Origin of the sequence: Pseudomonas sp. NGC7, assembly GCF_047159675.1 — a bacterium.
GTDB lineage: Bacteria > Pseudomonadota > Gammaproteobacteria > Pseudomonadales > Pseudomonadaceae > Aquipseudomonas > Aquipseudomonas kermanshahensis.
Genome location: NZ_BAAFZY010000001.1, coordinates 2987386 through 3006757, shown reverse-complemented (window position 1 = coordinate 3006757; position 19372 = coordinate 2987386). Strand labels below are relative to the sequence as shown.

16 protein-coding genes and 2 pseudogenes are annotated in these 19372 nt (G+C 54.2%); 15 read left to right on the top strand and 3 right to left on the bottom strand.

Annotated elements, in window-relative coordinates; genetic code table 11:
• Position 1 precedes the first annotated feature (1 nt).
• Positions 2 to 1351: an MFS transporter gene (locus ACMCNM_RS13520; RefSeq protein WP_412764603.1), complete on the top strand. Its 1350-nt coding sequence runs from the start codon at positions 2 to 4 to the stop codon at positions 1349 to 1351.
• A 74-nt stretch (positions 1352 to 1425) separates the two neighbouring features.
• Here ACMCNM_RS13520 and ACMCNM_RS13515 read toward each other — a convergent pair whose 3' ends face one another.
• A complete protein-coding gene (locus ACMCNM_RS13515) occupies positions 1426 to 1986 on the bottom strand; it encodes a MarR family winged helix-turn-helix transcriptional regulator (protein ID WP_412764602.1) in 561 nt (186 codons plus the stop codon).
• A gap of 186 nt (positions 1987 to 2172) precedes the next feature.
• On the opposite strand from ACMCNM_RS13515, the gene ACMCNM_RS13510 reads away from it, so the two are divergent.
• Genes ACMCNM_RS13510 through ACMCNM_RS13485 form a run of 6 tightly spaced genes read left to right on the top strand, consistent with a single transcriptional unit; the run spans position 2173 to position 9346 of the window.
• Entirely contained in the window at positions 2173 to 2964 is a 792-nt protein-coding gene (locus ACMCNM_RS13510) for a crotonase/enoyl-CoA hydratase family protein (RefSeq protein WP_412764601.1), read from the top strand.
• A gap of 58 nt (positions 2965 to 3022) precedes the next feature.
• Positions 3023 to 5188: an acetate--CoA ligase family protein gene (locus ACMCNM_RS13505; RefSeq protein ID WP_412764600.1), complete on the top strand. Its 2166-nt coding sequence runs from the start codon at positions 3023 to 3025 to the stop codon at positions 5186 to 5188.
• A 38-nt stretch (positions 5189 to 5226) separates the two neighbouring features.
• A complete protein-coding gene (locus ACMCNM_RS13500; protein ID WP_412764599.1) occupies positions 5227 to 5988 on the top strand; it encodes an SDR family NAD(P)-dependent oxidoreductase in 762 nt (253 codons plus the stop codon).
• A 9-nt stretch (positions 5989 to 5997) separates the two neighbouring features.
• Positions 5998 to 7758, top strand: a complete 1761-nt coding sequence (locus tag ACMCNM_RS13495) for an acyl-CoA dehydrogenase (protein WP_412764598.1) — start codon at positions 5998 to 6000, stop codon at positions 7756 to 7758.
• A gap of 11 nt (positions 7759 to 7769) precedes the next feature.
• Positions 7770 to 8957: a thiolase domain-containing protein gene (locus ACMCNM_RS13490; RefSeq protein WP_412764597.1), complete on the top strand. Its 1188-nt coding sequence runs from the start codon at positions 7770 to 7772 to the stop codon at positions 8955 to 8957.
• A gap of 2 nt (positions 8958 to 8959) precedes the next feature.
• A complete protein-coding gene (locus tag ACMCNM_RS13485; RefSeq protein WP_412764596.1) occupies positions 8960 to 9346 on the top strand; it encodes a Zn-ribbon domain-containing OB-fold protein in 387 nt (128 codons plus the stop codon).
• Positions 9347 to 9352: 6 nt separating this feature from the next.
• On the opposite strand, the gene ACMCNM_RS13480 is transcribed toward ACMCNM_RS13485, so the two are convergent.
• Positions 9353 to 10579 carry a LysR family transcriptional regulator gene (locus tag ACMCNM_RS13480; protein WP_412764595.1) on the bottom strand — a complete coding sequence of 409 codons (1227 nt, stop codon included), beginning with the start codon at positions 10577 to 10579 and terminating at the stop codon, positions 9353 to 9355.
• 126 nt (positions 10580 to 10705) lie between these two features.
• On the opposite strand from ACMCNM_RS13480, the gene galB reads away from it, so the two are divergent.
• From galB to ACMCNM_RS13450, 6 genes and pseudogenes are all read left to right on the top strand, one after another.
• Entirely contained in the window at positions 10706 to 11443 is a 738-nt protein-coding gene (gene galB, locus ACMCNM_RS13475) for a 4-oxalmesaconate hydratase (protein WP_412764594.1), read from the top strand.
• Complete coding sequence (locus ACMCNM_RS13470; protein WP_412764593.1) at positions 11440 to 12153, top strand: 4-carboxy-4-hydroxy-2-oxoadipate aldolase/oxaloacetate decarboxylase; 714 nt, start codon at positions 11440 to 11442, stop codon at positions 12151 to 12153. Before galB ends, ACMCNM_RS13470 begins: the two co-directional genes overlap by 4 nt.
• A 1-nt stretch (position 12154) precedes the next feature.
• Positions 12155 to 13228 (top strand): 4-oxalomesaconate tautomerase, encoded by a 1074-nt coding sequence (locus tag ACMCNM_RS13465; RefSeq protein WP_412764592.1) that lies wholly within the window; start codon positions 12155 to 12157, stop codon positions 13226 to 13228.
• Between the two features lie 61 nt (positions 13229 to 13289).
• The gene (gene fdhA / locus ACMCNM_RS13460) at positions 13290 to 14489 is read left to right on the top strand and encodes a formaldehyde dehydrogenase, glutathione-independent (protein ID WP_412764591.1); all 1200 of its coding nucleotides are present in this window, start codon (positions 13290 to 13292) and stop codon (positions 14487 to 14489) included.
• 252 nt (positions 14490 to 14741) lie between these two features.
• Positions 14742 to 15743, top strand: a pseudogene (locus tag ACMCNM_RS13455) (PAS domain-containing protein); the annotation flags it as partial.
• Positions 15732 to 16034 (top strand): annotated as a pseudogene (locus ACMCNM_RS13450) (methyl-accepting chemotaxis protein); the annotation flags it as partial. The pseudogenes ACMCNM_RS13455 and ACMCNM_RS13450, both read left to right, overlap by 12 nt.
• 301 nt (positions 16035 to 16335) lie before the next feature.
• Here the strand turns inward: ACMCNM_RS13450 and ACMCNM_RS13445 are convergent.
• A complete protein-coding gene (locus tag ACMCNM_RS13445) occupies positions 16336 to 17028 on the bottom strand; it encodes a GntR family transcriptional regulator (RefSeq protein WP_412764590.1) in 693 nt (230 codons plus the stop codon).
• A gap of 220 nt (positions 17029 to 17248) precedes the next feature.
• On the opposite strand from ACMCNM_RS13445, the gene ACMCNM_RS13440 reads away from it, so the two are divergent.
• Together ACMCNM_RS13440 and ACMCNM_RS13435 are read left to right on the top strand one after the other, a co-directional pair.
• Positions 17249 to 18232: a PDR/VanB family oxidoreductase gene (locus ACMCNM_RS13440; protein ID WP_412764589.1), complete on the top strand. Its 984-nt coding sequence runs from the start codon at positions 17249 to 17251 to the stop codon at positions 18230 to 18232.
• 18 nt (positions 18233 to 18250) lie between these two features.
• Complete coding sequence (locus tag ACMCNM_RS13435; RefSeq protein ID WP_412764588.1) at positions 18251 to 19372, top strand: Rieske 2Fe-2S domain-containing protein; 1122 nt, start codon at positions 18251 to 18253, stop codon at positions 19370 to 19372.

Genomic DNA, 19372 nt, shown 5'->3' with positions numbered 1-19372 from the left:
TATGTCATCCACCAATACCCAAAGCCCTGTTCAACTCTTGCAAAACTCGCCAATGAGTTTGCTACAGATCGTTGCAGTTAGCTTATGCGTTTTTATTAATGCTTTGGACGGTTTTGACGTTATGGTTGTGGCATTTACCGCCGCACCCATCAGTCGAGAATGGGGTCTATCAGCAACTGACGTGGGGATCTTGTTCAGCTCCGGCTTAATAGGAATGGCGCTAGGCGCTGTATTTATTGCGCCATTAGGCGATAAGTACGGTCGGCGCCCACTAATCATTGCATGTCAATTTGTAATTTGTGCCAGCATGTTCGCTACGGCGTACACCCATCGACTATGGGATTTCGCTTACCTTCGGGTTTGCACCGGCATCGCTATTGGGGGCCTACTGGCAAGCATTAATATAATGGTAGCTGAATACTCATCTAATCAACGCCGCACGCTATGTATCGGAATGATGTCGCTTGGCTATCCAATTGGAGCAGCGGTAGGTGGGTTGATATCTATTTATTTGATTCAGTCCATGGGATGGCGTTCAGTATACTGGCTCGGAGCCTCTGCATCGCTATTGTCTGCGGCTCTCACACTCATCTTGCTCCCAGAGTCAATGTCTTTTTTGATGCTGGGAAAGCGATCTGCTTCGCTCAAAAAAATTAATCACCTCCTTCAAAGAATGAAACAGCCTGTGCTAACGGCCCCCCCCTCCCTAAGCACTGCTGAACCACTCGCAAAGCCAGGGCTGGTAAACATTCTGAGAGGCCCCTATGCCATGAAGACTATTTTGATGGGGCTGATCTACACAGGGGTGATGTTTACCGTTTACTTCGCCCTAAATTGGACACCAAAAATTCTCACCTCGCTTGGATTCAGCGATACTGGAGGCATCTCAGCATCGCTAATTATGAATTGCAGCGGGGCAGCTGCCTGTCTGTTGATGGGCGTTTATGCAAACAAGCTCGGGCTGCGCCGTATGGCAAGCTTCGTATTCGCCGGCATGGGCCTATCTGTGATCTGGTTTGGCCTCGCCCCCAGCACCAATGCATCACTCATGCTTGCAGTTGCAGCGGTTGGCTTTTTCCTCTTTTCAAGCATGGCTGTCTCGTATGCACTCGTTCCGAATGTATTCCCCACAGAAGTGCGCTTAACCGCTATGGGAGCGTGCTTGGCGTTCGGCCGGATCGGAGGGGTACTGGGCCCCTATCTAGCTGGCGTTTTGATTGATGATAACTGGAGCCGCGCCAGCTATTGCTTGGTGCTGAGCCTGCCGATTCTGGCGGCGATATTGCTGATGCCTCTGATAAGAGTGCAAGCGACTCCCGCTTCAAGCACCGTAGCTGCTCCCGCAGAATGATTGCTCCGCCTCGCTTTTCGGTCTGCAATCCGATCAGCGAGGCTGCTTCTAGGCCTCATGGAAAGGCCTCCCGATCAATCGAGTTCAGCCTCATCATCACCTTTTTCAACCCTATTGGTAGCGACCTTTTCCAGCAAATCCATCAGCTGACGACGCTCATCCGCGCTGAGATTTGTCGCGATCGCCTGTTCATACTGTCGCACCTTTTCTTGCAGAGATCGCAGTTCACTAAGCCCGCTAGCGGTGAGAGCGAGAGAATAACTTCGACGATCGCCTTCAGTCGCCCGACGCTCGACTAGGTTCTTCGACTCAAGCGCATCGATGACCTTAACAACACTGGCTCGATTGATGCCTAGCGCCTTGCCCAAAGCTGACTGACTCACTCCTGAATGCACCGCGATCATCGAAAGCGCCGTCATTCGTGCCGGCGAGATCGATTCCTGGTCTACATAGCTCGCCAAAACCTCATAGGCTCGTACTTGGGCACGTTTTAGGCAGTAGCCGAGAGAATCAGCCGTGAGATCTAGATCGTGCCCGCCTCGCTGCCCACAGCTGGTCGCCGCATCTTCTCTTCCATTCGCCATCTCGCTGTTACCGCCTATGCCAGAAGCGCCAGTTTGGGATGGGCTGTACATTTTTGACGTCATCTAAATCCTCGAATCCACTTGTAAAACCGTATGATGCCATGGAATACTGTTTGCCGGGCATACAATTAACCCAGAAGGCTTCTTGCTCTACTGGGCTTGCCTCAAAATCCGCGGCATCGCGGCCAGCAGCTCCGCCAAGCATCAGGAGAACGCCACGCTCCTGTGGAGAGAGAAATGAACGAACACAATACGCTTGCAGAATCTCTGGTGACACTCACGGTTAATGGAGAGATCGCCACGATCACATTGAACCGTCCCGAGAAGCGAAACGCGCTCAGTATGGCCTTGATCAACCAGCTACGCGAGACCTTCGACGGGCTCCCGTCCACAGTCAAGGTAGCAATCGTCAATGGTTCAGGCGATCACTTCAGCGCGGGGCTGGATCTCTCGGAAATCTCCGAATCAAGCTCTGCCGAAGGCATTCAACAATCGTTCGCATGGTACAACGCGTTTTCCAAGATTCAATTTGGGCGCGTTCCGGTGATCGCTGTTCTGCACGGTGCTGTCGTAGGGGGCGGGCTCGAATTGGCCTCTGCGTTTCATGTCCGTGTAGCTGAAGAGACCGCCTACTTCGGCTTGCCTGAAGGACAGCGCGGGATTTTCCTCGGCGGAGGTGGTTCAGTCCGTATCACCAAGCTGATTGGATTCTCACGGGTCTCCGAAATGATGCTCACAGGGCATGTCGTGAATGCAGTTGAAGGCCATCAAATTGGGTTGGCTCACTACGTCACTGCGCCCGGAGAGGGCATGCAGAAGGCTCTGGAGCTGGCAATGCGCATTGCATCCAACACGGCGCTGTCTAACTTCGCCATCCTCAACGCCCTCCCCCTCATCGCAGAACAACCCATGTCGCACGGTTTGCTTACAGAATCGTTGATGGCAGCAGTTACGCAGGGCTCATCTGAAGCTAAGGAGCGGGTCAATGCGTTCCTGCAAAAAAGAGCTAAGAAAATTGAGTTGACCTGACTCAAAAACTCACGACTTGCAACGCCGTTCAACTTCAAACAAAAACAATGAGGTAGTTATGGGCGACATTAATGCAAAAAACTTCTCCAGCCCTGCGTCCGTGGATAACAGCGATGTAAATATTAATCCTATTTTGAGGCCGCGCTCGATTGCCATCATCGGTATGTCGACAAAGCCAGGATCTGCCGGCAGTGTAGTTCTGAACAACATCCTCGCTGGTGGATATGAAGCAGAAATTCACTTGGTCGGACGAAGCGGTGGCGAATTCCAAGGCCGCCAAATTTTGACCAATATTGCCGAGCTTCCGGAGGCTGTGGACTTGGCCATTTTGATGGTCCCATCCGAAGCTGTTGAGAACACCGTCGAGGCATGCATCGCTCGCCAAGTAAAAAGTGCTGTGTGTTTCGCTTCTGGCTTTGCAGAAATGGGCGAGCAAGGTCGGGAACAGCAGTTGAGGATCGCTCAAACCGCAAGAGCGGGAGGTATGGCACTGCTCGGCCCTAATACTGTCGGCTACTTCAACTATGTCGACGCGTTCTATCTGATGATGGTTGAGTTGACCCTGCCACCACGCCTCATAGCTGACGATGGCCCAGCGGTTGCCGTGGTTGCGCAAAGCGGTGGGATCGGGGCTCATATCGCTGCCTCGTTACAGGCCCGAGGTGTTCCCCTCTCCTACATGATGACAACTGGCAATGAAGCGCAAATCGGCCTCGCCGAGATGATCCGTTTCTTTGCAAGCGATCCCCATACTGGCGCAATCGCTGTCTACGCCGAACAAATCCGCAGCGCGTCCGAGTTCATTGAGGCAGTGAGCCTTGCGAGATCCAACAACAAGGCTGTGATACTGCTTCATCCGGGACGAAGCGCTCAGTCCCAGGAAGCTGCCAAATCCCATACAGGTGCCCTCGCAGGTAATCACGCCGCGATGCAACTGATGGCTGGGCATGCGGGTGTTGTGGTTGTAGATTCCCTGGAAGAAGTTATCGATGTCAGTGAATTGCTGCTGCGTTATCCGGTGCCGCCTGTGGGTGGACTGGGCTTGGTCACCGCATCCGGTGCCATTTGTGGCCTGACTCAAGATTACGTTGAGCCGTTGGGACTAGATCTGCCAGCACTCGCCCCTCAATACGCAGATCTCCTGCGCGAACATCTCCCAGTATTTCTGCCGCCTCGCAACCCACTTGATCTGGGTACTTTGTCAGCCTACAAACCAGAGCTGATTGCGCGCGGGACAGCCGCGATTCTTGCCGATCCTGGTATCGGCAGCGTGCTGGTTTCTATGGCAATGCCAGGCCCCGAAGCTTCTGTTTTGTGGCTTCAGCATTTCCTCGACGGCGTATCAGATAGCCGAAAACCCGCTATTTACGTAATGCACAACGAAGATGTGCCCCTGTCGCCAGAATTCATGGCGCACGCTAAACGACATCGAGCAATTGTAATGCGTTCACCTGAACGCGCACTTCGTGCCTTGGCAAAAATCACCAGATTTGGCCGTAACCTGACAGCGGCCCATGCTCAAAGTGCAGGCCATCAAAAGTCAGTTTCTGCAAGTATCACTTTGGGCAGTGGCACGCAGGCGGAATGGGTTGGTAAGCAGGCGCTTCGAGCTTTGGGCATTCCAGTCCCTGCCGGCACTCTGGCTACTAGCTACGAGCAAGCCGTGGATATCGCAGGCCAGGTTGGATATCCCGTGGTCATCAAAGCTCAAGCCGCCACGCTCGCCCACAAAAGCGAAGTAGGTGGTGTACTACTCAACATTGGCAACGACGATGAACTCAAGGCAGCTTGGCAGAAGCTGCACGGCAACATTCAGCGTGCCGCTCCGACCATTCAGCTCGACGGTGTTCTGGTTGAGGCGATGGGCAATCGTGGTCTTGAACTTGTTGTCGGCGCGAGCCGCGACCCTCAGTGGGGCCCGATCGTCATGGTGGGCTTGGGCGGCGTATGGGTTGAGGCGCTGGGTGATGTGAAGCTGCTTCCACCTGATCTACCGCACTCCGCAATCAAGACAGAACTCTTGGGGCTTAATGCCGCCAAGCTGCTCACAGGCTTCCGAGGCAGTGTCCCTATCGATATGGATGCCGTAGCCGAGGTGGTCGCCACTGTAGGGCAGTTGATGCTCGACCGTCCTGAAATTCTCGAAATTGACATCAATCCACTGGTCGCATACGGCGAAGGACAAGGCGTAGTCGCTCTGGACGCTCTATTCGTGACTCAGTGAGATGGGGCCCATTTGGCTCAATTCATCAGGATTAGATTATGAAGATCGAAGGCTCGACTGTAATTGTAACTGGTGGCGCTTCAGGACTTGGCGAAGCAACTGCACTTCACTTGGGTGCACAAGGTGCGCGCGTGGCGGTTCTGGACATCCAGCGTGAGCGCGCCGAAGCCGTGGCTCGACAGATTGATGGCATTGCAGTGTACTGCGATGTAACAGACCCGCTGGGCGCGGCCAGCGCGATTGCCCAGGTCAAGGAAGTGCTCGGTGTGCCGCAGCTGCTGGTTAACTGCGCCGGCGGAGGCGGCGCTAAGCGCGTCGTAGGCAAACAGGGACCGATGCCACTTGAGGAGTTCTCCAAAGTCCTCAACCTTAACCTGGTTGGCAGTTTCAACATGACCAGATTGGTTGCTGCCGAGATGATTGCCACGGAACCTGATCCTCAAGGCGAACGAGGCGTGATCATGTTCACGACTTCCGTTGCCGCCTATGAAGGCCAGATCGGCCAAGCAGCCTACGCAGCAGCCAAAGGTGGGTTGTCGGCATTGGTCATTCAGCTCGCACGCGAGTTCGCGCAATTTGGCGTGAGGGCGATGGGCATCGCGCCGGGTATCTTTGAAACCCCTCTTCTGCAAAATGCCAGTCCTGAAGCACAGCAAGCTCTGGCGGACTCGATTCCTTTTCCTCGCCGGCTCGGACACCCCTCTGAATTTGCAGAGTTGGTTCAACATATCGCGATTAACCGCTACCTGAACGGCGAGGTAATTCGCCTGGACGGGGCTGTTCGACTCGCACCTCGGTGAGTGAATGCCATGTCCTATCCATCTCCTCCGCTTCGCGAGCTGCGCTTCATCTTGCATGAGTTGCTTCAGGCAGATGCCATGTTGAAGGCACTGCCGCGCTACGAGCAGTTAGATGCGCAGATTCTGGATGCAGCCCTTACAGAGTTCAGCCAATTCGCCGGTGAGACCCTAGCACCACTGGATGCGCTGGCGGACCAGGTTGGTTGTACTTGGGCGGGCGGGGAAGTAACTACTCCTCCCGGATTCAAAGCGGCCTGGCAAGCCTACAAAGAGCTTGGCTGGCCGCTGCTCTGTGCGGATATGGAAATAGGTGGCCACCAACTTCCTCGCCTGCTTTTCAGTATGACGAGCGAGTTCACCGCCTTTGCCAGCCATGCCTTTGTGATGATTGCTGCCGTCAACCATTGCGCTGCGGCATGCTTGAGAAAGTCAGCGTCTAAACCCTTGAGAGATCGATGGCTACCTGCATTGGCCTCTGGTGAAGTGTTGTCATCGATGTGCATGTCCGAACCTGCGGCTGGATCAGACCTCGGACTGATTCAGTCTCGCGCCACGCTCGATACAGACGGTACGTATAGGATCAACGGCAGTAAGATTTTTGCCAGCGGCGCTGAGCATGACCTTACGCCCAGTATTCTCCATCTAGTGTTGGCTCGCCTTCCGGACAGCCCAGGTGGTACGCGAGGGCTAAGCCTTTTCCTTGTACCCAAGCTCACTGATCAAGGCGCTCCGAACGGTGTCCACTGCGATGGCTTGGAGCACAAGATGGGGTTGCATGGCAGCCCTACCTGCTCACTACGATTTGATCAAGCTCAAGGGTGGTTGGTCGGTGCTCCTCACGAAGGGCTACTCGCACTCTTCCCTATGATGAACGAGGCGCGCTTACTCTCCGCGCTTCAGGCCATCGGGATCAGCGAAAAAGCACTACAGAAATCTCACAACTATGCGTTGGAACGTCGCCAAGGACGCTCAGCCGAAGGTGTAGCTCCCTGTCGATTGGTCGATCATCCCGATGTAGAGCGAATGCTACTAGCCCAGCGCGCTTGGACTGAAGGTGGTCGTGCCCTGACGCACTGGACGGCCACATTGATTGATGATCTTGAATGTCATCCGGATCACGCGGTTCGCAGTGAGGCATCTGAGCTGCTTGAGTTGCTGACGCCCATCGCCAAGGGCTTTTTAACCGAGAACGCACAATTCTCAACCAGTCTTGCGTTGCAGGTTTTTGGGGGGCATGGATACGTCAGAGAGACCGGAATCGAACAGCTGGTTCGCGATGTCCGCATCACGACGATTTACGAAGGCACAACCGGCATCCAGGCTCAGGATTTGCTCATTCGTAAAATAATCAAATCCGAAGGTGGACGCTTTCAGACTTTCGAGCGGTACATCCTTCGATGGCTTGAAAAGACCCAAGATCTTCCGCAGCTACAGCAGTTCGCGCAGCCACTGCGATCGCTGCTCGAACGGACCAAGGCCGTAACCTGCGAATTGATTTCACAGGCGCCCATGCAACACCGGCGCGTCTTGGGGGGATGCACCAATTACCTGCGCCTGATAGGGCACCTGGCCCTCGCTTTCACCTGGACGAGAATCGCACATACCGTGCTCACACGTGCATCGCCTACCGATGGTTGGTACGCATTGAAGCTCGAAACCGCACGATTTTATTTCTCTCAGCTGATGCCTGAAACGCTGGCCCTTGAGCAATCGATTTTGGCCGAAACAGCTGACGCGCGCGATCTATTAACGCTGGCCACTGAAAACTGATGGTGAGTTGAATGCCAAAAAATGCTAAAGCCTACATCGTGGGCGCCTATGAACATCCAACGCGGAACGCTGTTGGAAAATCCTTGGGGCAGCTACACGCCGAAGTCGCATTGGGTGCATTGGCGGATGCTGGTCTTACTATCCAGGATGTGGACGGATACTTTTGTGCCGGCGATGTTGCAGGATGGGAATCGCCTGGCATTGGACCGCTCTCGGTAGTTGAGTATCTAGGTCTCAAGCTGCGGCATCTCGATACCAGTGAGACCTGGGGGTCAGCCTATATCAACCACGTTGAACATGCGGTGCAGGCAATCGCCGCCGGCAAATGCCGAGTTGCGTTGATCACCCAAGCTGGTCGACCTCGGGCAGAGAAATTCTCGCCTGAAGCCAGCCATCTGCTTCAAGCTCAGACTACGGCTGAGTCGCAATTTGAGCTTCCTTACGGACCCGTAGTCACAAACGTGTACGGCATGTGCGCCATGCGCCATATGTACGAGCATGGCACGACAACCGACCAGCTAGCCTGGATCAAGGTAGCCGCTTCTCATCATGCTCAGCACAACCCCAACGCGATGCTACCCAGAGTAGTGACCGTAGAGGATGTACTGAACTCTCCAATTGTGGCGTCCCCACTACACCGTCTGGATTGTTGTGTCATCAGCGATGGCGGTGGTGCTCTGGTTATCGCTCATCCGGATGTTGCCAAAGAACTCAAGCGCCCTCTGATAAAACCGATAGGTTCTGGGTTCACCGTAAAACATCTCAATGGTGGCTACTTCGATATCTTGGCGTCAGGCGGGGTACAGACCGGGGCGGAAGCTTTCGCACAGGCTCAGGTCACTCCCAGTGACATCCAATACGCATCTCTATACGACAGCTTCACGATCACTGTCTTGATCCAGCTGGAGAATCTCGGATTTTGCGCTCCTGGAGCAGGCGGACGGTTCGTAGCGGATGGGGGACTGATCTCGGGCGTCGGGAAGTTAGCCGTCAACACGGACGGCGGTGGTCTTTGCAACAACCACCCCGGAAATCGTGGCGGAATGACCAAGATGATCGAGGCTATCCGCCAGCTTAGGAATGAAGCGCATCCGGAAGTGCAGGTGCCGAACTGCTCGCTTGCGCTGGCTCACGGTACCGGCGGTCAACTCGGCGCTCGACACGGTAGTGCCACGATCATTCTGGAAAGAGAGGCGTAATCATGGATCAGCGTACACCTACAGCGCCCCAAGCTTGGCCTGAAACCGAAGCCTTCTGGAGCGCGGCCAATGAAGGTCACCTACTCCTGAAAAAGTGTGCGGAAACCGGGAAAGCGTTTTTCTATCCACGGGAACATAGTCCTTTTACCGGTGGGGAAACCGAGTGGATGGAGGCCTGCGGTAAAGGAACGATTTACACATTTAGCGTCCTGCCGCGAGCCCAGCCCCCATACTGCATTGCCTACGTCACACTGGCAGAAGGGCCTACAATTCTGACCAACATACTGACTGACCAGGTCGAAAATCTACGAATTGGCTTACCGGTTCATGTCGAGTTCGTGGCAAGCACTTCTGGCCAGCGTATCCCGATGTTCGTACCTGACAACTAAAGACCATCAACCGCTTCCGGTGCCGCCCTCTCCGCCTCGCTCGGCAATGACCGCGCGGATGGATTCAGCTAATGCTTGGGCTGCCGGTGAGGGCAACCAATTTCGCCGGTAAGTCAGTCCTAAGGTACGGTAGGTGCCATCCAGCTCAACCGCTAATGGCACCAACTCACCGGAAACAATCTCGTGTTCTAGCTGATGCTCTGACACTGCTGCAATCATGTCTGAGCGCAACAACAAGCCCCTGATCATTGCCAGATCCCCCGTTTCTACGATGGGCCTCGGCGAGAACAGGTTGGCCGCTGCAAACTGGCTATCTAAAAGGTGCCGCGCGGGTGAGTCGCGCCGAGGAAGGACCCACTCGTAGTCAAGCAACTGCTCCAAACGCGGCGATGCCCCAACCAACGGATGATCACGTCTGGCCAAGACCGCCATTTTTTCGACAAGTAAGGGCTCACCAAGACATTCCGGTTCGTCAGCCTCTTCTCGCAGCGCACCAAAAATCATATCGATTTCTCCAGCTCGCATACCGTTGGCCAATGTCGGAAAGTCGCTTTCGCTCGTGACCACTTGGATAGATGGATGCTTGGTCACAACCCTAACCACAGCCTCTGGAAGAATCCGCGTACGCCCCAGTGGAAGTGCGCCAATATGCACAACGCCGCCCAACATCCCCTTCATGTAGTCGATGTCTGCTCTGATGTGCCTAAGCTCCGTGAGTGCCCGCTGTAATGGGTAGCCCATCTCCACCGCAGCGCGTGTGGGCTGCATTCCTCGGGAAGTGCGCTCGAATAAGGTAACGCCGCTCCCCGCTTCGATACTTTTGATCGCGAGGCTAATGGCCGGTTGGGTCAGGTTGAACTGCCTACCTACCACCTGCATCTGGTGTGACTTGCGCAAGGCGACGAAAATCTGCAACCGCCTGTTATTCAGCAAGTGACGGACATCTGGACCAGAGTGCCCACCCGCACCGGAAGCCTGCGCCGCCACCATGAGTTCCGCGAATACCCTACGAGTGCGGGAGTGCACAACCTGACCGGCATCTGTGAGCAGAATGCCATTGGGGCCCCTCTCGAAAACGGTCACTTGCAGCTGATCTTCAAGATCGTGGATGGCCCTGGTTACTGCCGGCTGTGACGTCAGCAGCGCTGCTGCTGCTCTGGTGATACTGCCCTGCTCCACCACATGCAGAAATTTCCAAAGCTGAGCGAGGTTAGGTAGAGGCAGGGTATCCATCAAAAGCTCCAGCCGATCAAATCGACATAAGTAAAAAGTATGCCCATCGCTAGCCATCGGCATTTCCTGAGCGATCGATCGGCATGACAGGATCTTATCAACAACAATACAAAGGAGGTTCAGGTCATGTCGATCGCTGAGGCAAAAAGTGCACTGGTGGTTAGCGCACATTCTGCGGATTTCGTATGGCGCGCGGGCGGTGCAATTGCTCTCCATGCCAGCCAGGGCTACAACGTGCACATCGTGTGCTTGTCGTTCGGTGAGCGAGGCGAGTCCGCAAAGCTGTGGCGTAAAGGGGAGATGACAGAATCGATCGTCAAAGCTTCTCGCCAAGAAGAAGCTCAAAAAGCCGCTGAAATCTTGGGCGCCACCGTCGAATTCTTTGATATCGGTGACTATCCGATGCGCGCCGACAAAGAAACTCTTTTCCGCTTGGCTGACGTCTATCGTCGGATTCAGCCGGAGTTCGTCCTGAGCCATTCTCTCAAAGATCCGTACAACTACGACCACCCGATGGCAGTAAACCTAGCTCAGGAGGCGCGGATTATTGCTCAAGCAGAAGGGTACCGGCCGGGTGAAAAAATCGTAGGCGCTCCGCCGGTTTACAGTTTCGAACCACATCAACCCGAGCAGTGTGAATGGCGCCCCGATGTGCTTCTGGATATCACGGAAGTATGGGACAAGAAATATGCCGCTATTCAATGCATGGCTGGTCAAGAACATCTTTGGGAATACTACACCCGAGTAGCTCTACAGCGCGGCGTGCAAGCCAAGCGTAACATCGGTATCACTTCCAGCAAAAATATCATCTATGCCGAAGGCTATCAGAGCATCTTCCCGCGTGTGACGGAGAATCTGTCATGAATTTGCTGGGCCGAACCGGCATTGTGATAGAGCATGTCGAGCGCTCATCGAAAGCCGCGATTGAAGAGCTGGTCGCTTATGGCGTTGCAACCGTGCATGAAGCCCAGGGCCGTAAGGGCCTGCTCGCCCCCTACATGCGCCCCATTCAGCAGGACAAGACCATTGCGGGATCTGCCGTTACGGTACTCGTCTCACCAGGTGATAACTGGATGTTCCACGTAGCGGTTGAGCAGTGCCAACCGGGGGACATTCTCGTAGTTGCGCCAAGTTCAAGCTGCGACGATGGCTATTTCGGGGACTTACTGGCTACCTCTCTTCAAGCTTGCGGCGTTAAAGGCTTGATCGTCGAAGCTGGCGTACGGGACACCAAGACTCTCCGGGAAATGGGTTTCCCAGTGTGGTCAAAGTCGGTCAACGCTCAGGGTACCATCAAAGAAACCCTTGGTTCCGTAAATATTCCCGTGTCCTGTGCAGGCCAATTGGTCAATCCGGGTGACATAGTCCTGGCCGATGATGACGGTGTGGTGGTCGTACGTCGCGAAGAGCTTGAAACGGTGTTGATTGCGAGCCGTCAACGGGCGGAAATCGAGGAACAAAAACGCCAACGCCTCGCCGCCGGCGAACTCGGCCTCGACATCTACAATATGCGTCCCCGCCTGCTCGAAAAGGGCTTGAAGTACTACAAATCAGCCGATGACGTAGGAGCCTGACATGTCCCAACTGGCGATCCCATGTCTAATCGTCCGGGGTGGCACCTCGAAGGGAGTGTTCTTCCTTCGCGAGGACCTTCCGCAGGACAGCATTCTTCGTGACCAGGTGCTGTTGGCTGTAATGGGCTCGCCAGACAGCCGGCAAATCGACGGCTTGGGCGGAGGAGATTCGCTCACCAGCAAAGTGGCGATTATTGCCCCCTCCTCTCGCGAAGGCGTGGACGTCGACTATCTCTTCGCGCAGGTTTTGGTGTCTGAGGCGCGCGTCGATTACGGTCAGAACTGCGGGAACATCCTCGCAGGCGTAGGCCCTGCCGCTATTGAGCTGGGTCTCGTTTCTCCAAAAGGTGCGGAGACCTCAGTCAGTATTTTCATGGAGAACACTGGTCAGATTGCGAACGCCACCATCCAGACACCTTCCGGAGCCGTCATCTACGAAGGAACGGCACGCATCGACGGTGTACCTGGCACAGCCGCGCCGATCCTGATTGAATTTGCGGACATTGCAGGCTCCAGCTGCGGGGCCCTTTTGCCGACAGGCAACGTCATTGATCTATTTGATGGCGTCGAGGTGACGTGCATCGACAACGGCATGCCGGTAGTAATCATCAAGGCTTCTGATCTCGATGTTACCGGCTACGAATCCCCTGCTGAGCTGGATAGCAACGGCACTCTCAAGCAGCGTCTTGAATCGATCCGCCTCCAAGCAGGCAGATCAATGAATCTAGGTGACGTGACGAATCGCACCATACCTAAAATGTGCATCGTCGCAACGCCAGCTCAGTCAGGCACCATTTCCAGTAGAAGTTTCATCCCGCACAAGTGCCACACCGCGATCGGCGTTTTTGGCGCGGTGAGCGTAGCCACTGCGTGCAGGCTCGAAGGTAGCACTGCGTATCAAGTTGCCCAAAGTAGTAACGACGAGTTCTCTCAAATTTCCGTTGAGCACCCTACAGGCGAGTTCACCGTAACCGCTGACTTCAAGAATGGTGCGCTGCAACGCTCTGGACTGCTTCGAACCGCACGACTGATCAGTCGCGGGCAAGTCTATATCCCTGCTGCCGTGTGGAAATAGCCGCCCATCAAATAATTATCAGAGCACTCATTACATTCTAACAACCAGAAGGGAACATCAGATGTCAGGTAATCGTGGAGTTGTCTATCTCGGCGCCGGTAAGGTCGAAGTTCAAAAAATCGACTATCCGAAGATGCAGGATCCTCGGGGCAATAAGATCGAACATGGCGTGATCCTCAAGGTGGTCTCCACCAACATCTGCGGCTCCGACCAGCACATGGTACGTGGCCGTACTACAGCTCAAGTGGGCCTGGTACTCGGCCATGAGATCACTGGTGAGATCGTAGAGAAAGGCCGCGACGTTGAGCGCATGCAAATCGGTGATTTGGTCTCAGTGCCTTTCAATGTCGCCTGTGGTCGCTGCCGATCCTGCAAGGAAATGCACACCGGCGTCTGCCTGACCGTTAACCCGGCCCGCGCCGGTGGTGCTTATGGCTACGTCGACATGGGTGACTGGACCGGCGGCCAGGCTGAATATGTACTAGTTCCGTATGCGGACTTCAACCTGCTGAAACTACCCGAGCGTGACAAGGCCATGGAGAAGATCCGTGACCTGACCTGCTTGTCCGACATTCTGCCAACCGGCTACCACGGCGCCGTCACTGCCGGCGTAGGCCCGGGCAGCACCGTATACGTCGCCGGTGCCGGCCCTGTTGGCCTCGCAGCTGCTGCATCTGCGCGCCTCCTGGGCGCCGCCTGTGTCATCGTTGGCGACCTCAATCCGGCCCGTCTGGCCCATGCAAAGGCGCAAGGGTTCGAGGTGGTCGACTTGTCCAGGGATACCCCGCTGCACGAGCAGATCGTCGATATCCTCGGTGAGCCAGAGGTGGACTGCGCCGTGGACGCGGTCGGCTTCGAGGCCCGTGGCCATGGTCACGAAGGGGCCAAGCACGAAGCACCGGCTACCGTGCTGAACTCGCTCATGCAAGTGACCCGCGTGGCCGGCAACATTGGGATCCCTGGGCTGTACGTGACTGAAGATCCAGGGGCAGTGGATGCCGCCGCCAAGATCGGTGCTTTGAGCATTCGCTTCGGTCTGGGCTGGGCCAAGTCGCACAGTTTCCACACCGGCCAGACGCCGACCATGAAATACAACCGCCAGCTGATGCAAGCGATCATGTGGGATCGGATCAACATCGCTGAAATTGTAGGTGTCCAGGTGATCAGCCTCGACCAGGCACCGGAAGGCTACGGTGAGTTCGACGCTGGGGTACCAAAGAAATTTGTGATTGATCCGCACAAGACGTTCAGCGCCTCTTAACGCTACATCCTGATGGCAAGCTCGCTAACGAGCCTGCCATCAGGATGATGGCGCAGCAGATGTAGTTGCATCGTATATTTTCTGCTTATAAAAAGCTCGGCAACTTGTGGGCGCTTGTCACTACCAATACACGCGTATTATTTGGACTCGCCCTGACTCGAACTTTCTCGAGTGAAGACAGGATGCTAAACCCGGAAGATTATCCAATGCCGGCGTAGACCCTCGGCTAGTGAATGATAATAAGAGGTTAGAATGTTCCGTTGGAAATCATCAACTTTTGCAACGAGCATACTGGAACAGGTGCTTTCAACACTTGAATCAGAAAGCCTGTCAATTGAAAAGTTTAACAATCCACAATACCCATTAGCCGCAAGGGCCATCACAGCCATTTCGAAACTTCGAGAAAAACAGAGCGCAGTCGATAATTCGCTGCTAAAAATAAATATTCAGCTTGAAGAAGCAAAAGATACAGTCGAAAAACTAAATAGCCAACTCCAGGCGGCGCTTGCAAGATCAAACAGAATCGCCGACTTTCTTAAATTAAACTTATGGGATATTACGTTATTTAGCACCAATATCTTAGATGAAAAAAATCAGTTCTGGTGTTCATCATCGCTTCTGGGCGAAATTGGTCTTCCCGAGACTGATAAATTCAAGGTATTTCTAGCCAGTGTTGAAATAGAAAGCCGCGAAAATTTACTTACATCTATGAATTTAGCCCTTAGCAAGCGAGGATCTAGCGAGCTTGAACTTTTCGTTTCAACACCCATTGATCAGAAGACATTATACAAATGTTCACTACTGGCTTTTGTCGATTCTTCAACGGGAAATAGGCGTTTACTGTGCGCACTTCAGAATGCGTCTGTAGATCGCACGAGGGATGACGAGATTCAAAAAACGTTGATCCGTTTCGAACTATCACGAGAACTACTCAGTGATGGTATTTGGGACATAGAGATCGTGGGAGGTGATGCATCCCATCCGCACAATCGTTCGTGGTGGTCAAAACAGTTTCGAAGCTTACTTGGCTTTCAAGAAACAGATGAGTTTCCAGAGCGTTTAGATAGCTTGGTTGGACAAATGCATCCGGACGAAATTGAAGGTACTCTTAGGCAATTTAACGAGCATCTCAACGATCGAGCTGGAAACAAACCACTCGATTGCATTTACCGCCTTCGACTGAAAACCGGAGAATATCGTTGGTTCAGGGCAAGAGCAAAAACCCTTCGTAACGCTCAAGGAATGCCTCTGCGAATTGTCGGCTCTCTGGAAGATATTCACGATCAGCATCAACAGGAGCAACAGCAAGCCCTACAAAATGCTCAGCGTCTAGAGCTTGAGGCCAAACTTGCTGAACTCGCAGCCATTGTGAGCACAATCCGAAATATTGCAAATCAGACTAATTTGCTTGCCCTCAATGCAGCCATTGAGGCGGCTAGGGCTGGGGAAGCTGGGCGAGGGTTCGCGGTTGTTGCTGACGAGGTGCGCAAGCTCTCAGCTCTAACGAGCGAGGCAACACAGAGGGCAGTTTCCTTGGTTAGTCAAAAATAGTGAACTCTGCGGCCAGGACCTGCCATTCAACTGCCGCGCAGACTACTCGGAAAGTCGCCAAATTCTACAAACAGTTCTATTGTATTAAGAGATTAGCGCTTAGCCGTGGTCCCGACCACTAATTGACGAAGCATGTAGTCTGGTTCGTCGGCAAGATTGGGACTCCAGGGCTGGGTGGGGCATCAACGGGGCCACTCCAGATTCTCCTCGCTTTTGATGAGCAGTAGGAATCGAGGTAGACCCCCCGCTGGCTAGCCCAGCTCGCGTAGAGTTACCATAGCAAAAAATCCCCTTGCTACAGGGCCATACTGTGCCGCTGACTAGTAGCGTGCTCCCGAACCAGCATCTCCAATCGCAGCGTTTCGCGACGAGATAGCGCCTCAAAAATGGCGTGATGTTGTCGATGCGCGTACATCATATCTTCCCTGATCAATGCGGTATTCGGATCGCTGAATGCCATTAGCAGCGGGGATACAAATGGCACCGTGTGGCACCGGGCAACCAATTCTTCAAGCAAAGGTTTTCCTGCTGCTGTAAGGATCAGTCCATGAAAGCGCTGGTTCATCACTCCGTAAGCCGTCTCTTCCTCCTCGCCAATCGAAGGTGAGTTAACTATACGGTCTCCCTCTTCGAGGCACTCCTCGAATGCGCGTGCGATTTCCGGGGCTAGCCCTTTATCCGCCGCTAGCCTGGCGGCCATCCCCTCCAAGACTGCACGTGCTTCTAACGCCACCAAGCTTTCGTCATGAGTGAAAACTTTGACCGCATAACCACGCTTGCCGACCGGAACCAGCAAGCCATCCTGCGCCAACGTAGGAAGAGCTTGCCGCACCGGCGTTCGGGAAAGCCCCAGTAACTCTGCCAACCCTGCTTCGGTCAAGCGCTCTCCTGGTGCCAATGTCCCCCTGAGAATCAGCTCACGGATCTTATGGGCTGCGAGGGCGTGCTGCTTTTGTAATGCGGATCCGATTTCTGCGGGTTGATTCATCAGCGGGTGCCTTTGTTCGGTGATAGCCAGGACTTTTAGCCCCGTTTAGGAAGATTCTGCCCTACGGGATCCCAAATGCCAAAAAAGCATGATTACCCGATTGACTTCGGATAGGGCCAACCATAACATGGGATCCCAATAGCGGCAAAAACCTGAAATTTACGCTACGGATACCCTGACTGGGGATCCCAACAAGAACAAAATACTCAGGAGCTGTCCCGTGCAGAGTCCGATCCTCAACGTGAAGGTCGCTGGCGTTCGCCGCCTGACTGATCGCATTAACGAATACCTGCTGACCTCGCTTGATGGCAGCCCGTTGCCACGCTATGAGCCAGGTGCTCACATCGAGCTGCATCTGAAGTCGCCTGTAAACGGTGATTTTGTGCGCCATTACTCATTGATTGGCGGCACAGGAATGAATAATGATCCCGCGTGCCAGTATCGGATCGCCGTCCAGCGCGAACCCCATCTGCGGGGATCTGCGTTCATTCACGACAATCTGGTCAGCGGCTCCGAACTGCGCATTTCCTGGCCGAAAAATAATTTTGTACTCGGTCGAAATGACCCTCATGTGCTGCTGATCGCCGGTGGCATCGGCATTACTCCGATCTACGCCATGCTGCGAAGCCTCGCTCGGCGCAATCGCAGTTATAGCTTCCTCTACAGTGGACGCACCGAGACGGCCCTCGCCTATCGCGATGATGTCATGTCCATCGCGGGCAATAACGGAACCCTCCACTTCAGTGGTGAGCCCGCCACTGATCACCTGGACTTCGTTGCCCTCCTCCGAGAGCAGCCTGAAGACACCGTTATCTACATCTGTGGTCCCAAGCCAATGCTGGATGCGGCATACCGTGCTGGAGAGCAATTGGGCTGGGCACCAGAAAGGATCCGAAGCGAACAATTCGGCGTAGCCAGCAGCGCTGACGACTGTGCATTTGACGTCGTCCTCAATCGCTCAGGCAAAACAGTCACCGTGGGTCGGGATACGTCAATTCTGGACGCGCTCACCGCTGCGGGCGTTGATCTCTTATCTGACTGCCGGCGCGGTGAATGTGGACTTTGCCCACTCAGTGTCATCAGTTCGGAATCTACGATCAGCCATCGTGATCGGTACCTTTCGCAAGCAGAAAAAGACGAAGGCAAGACCTTGTGTCTCTGTGTCTCCCGCATCAGCGGCGGCACGCTTGTACTCGATGCATGACATCCTTGGGAGAGCCAAATGAGCAACATTCATGCACTTCAATGCAATGACGATTTGATCGCCACTTCTGGTTACGCAGATCAGAATACACCTTTGATCCACAACTGCTGGTATGTGGCAGCGCGAAGCTCGGAAGTCTCCCGAGACCTTATCCACCGCCGCATTCTGGGCGTCGATGTCGCAATGTACCGCACCCTGGCTGGCATGCCCGTAGCCGTACGCAACCGTTGCCCGCACCGCTCTTTCCCCCTCGCAAAAGGCAAGCTGGAAGGCGATGTGTTGGTGTGCGGCTACCACGGCATGCAGTTCGATTCATCAGGCCGCTGCGTGAACATGCCATCAATGCCCCTGGTACCTAGTAACGCCAACGTCCGCTCCTATCCTATGGTGGAGAAGGCTCCACTTGTATGGATTTGGATGGGCGACCCGGATCTGGCCCAAGAGGACCTGATCCCAGATACTCATTGGCTGAGCGACCCTTCGTTCAAAAGCGTCACGGGAAGCTTCTACATGAAGTCTGACTACGTCGCTATGCATGAGAATCTACTGGATCAGACCCATTTCCCATTTCTGCATCCCGGCACCGTAGGTACTCCTGCATATGCGCGCTCCAAGCTGGATGTGAGGGAGGAGGGTCTTCAAGTAATCATTGACCGGGCACTCAGAAACTCGCCGCCTCCGGGTATCTACGGTGTCCCAGCAGGAATCATGCACAAGCCAGTCGATCGACTCTCAGAGGCTCGTTTCGTCTCACCGGCAATGCATGTGGCATTTGCACGAATACTCGACCATGCACCCGACGAAGGGGCTCCTAGTCAATACAGGTTTAACATTACCCACATCATCACACCTGAAACAAATAATACGATTCACTACTGGTGGTTCAACTCTCGTGACTTCAAGCATGATGATGCGGAAGTTGACGCTTTTATGACCCAAGCATCAGAGCAAGCGTATTTGGAAGACGTTGATGCATTGGAGTGGATTTCCGAGGTAGTGCAAAAAGACGCCGAGCCACAGTTCGACCTTAACTTCGCTCCAGACAAACCTGGGCTTTTGATGCGCCGTACGCTCCATCGTCTGGCTGTAAAAGAGTCACAAAACCTTTATTCCCATAACAAGAAAGCCGGAGAGCAGTGA